At 60.9% G+C, this 539-nt stretch carries 1 protein-coding gene; it reads right to left on the reverse strand.

What is annotated here, in order from left to right; genetic code table 11:
• Positions 1 to 539, reverse strand: a 539-nt coding sequence (locus tag IAE37_RS28965; protein ID WP_328822785.1) for a toxin VasX, incomplete at both ends; no start/stop codon positions are given.

Raw genomic sequence — 539 nt, forward strand, 5'->3', positions numbered from 1 at the left:
TGGGTGTAGGGGTAATGGCGCGCCATGGCCGTTAGTCTGCCAATGGGCAGCACCTCATGGACCGGGTGGCTGCTCCAAGTGAGCGACATGCGTTGATCATCAGGCTTGAAGTCTTCGACCCAGGTCTTCAAGGCGCTGACTGGCAGCACATGGGGCTGAGTCGACTGCTGTTTGTTACCCGTCACCAGTTCGGCCATGTCCAACTGGCGCATGTGGCGCCTGCGTACGGCGACCGAACCAGTGATGCGCCGGGTCATGGCATTGGTCCACAGGTGCGGGCTATAGCCGATCCAAACCTCCTGGGCAGTGTCCTCGCCGGTCTCGGCCCAGACCCAGCTCGTGGCATAGCCGGCAAGGTAGCGGTTGCGTGCGTGGTAGCCTTCAAGGCCTTGGTAGCGGAGCTCCTTGTACTGCCCGTTACCGTTGTATTCATGAATGACCAGCTTCTCGCCGCAGGTGCCTTTCATGAACACGTAGACATAGCCAGGGCGCAGCGCACGCAGGGTATAGGCAGAGTGCTGCAGCGGGGCGAATCCTTG

The sequence above is a fragment of the Pseudomonas sp. S31 genome, assembly GCF_016648105.1.
In the GTDB taxonomy this organism is placed as follows: domain Bacteria; phylum Pseudomonadota; class Gammaproteobacteria; order Pseudomonadales; family Pseudomonadaceae; genus Aquipseudomonas.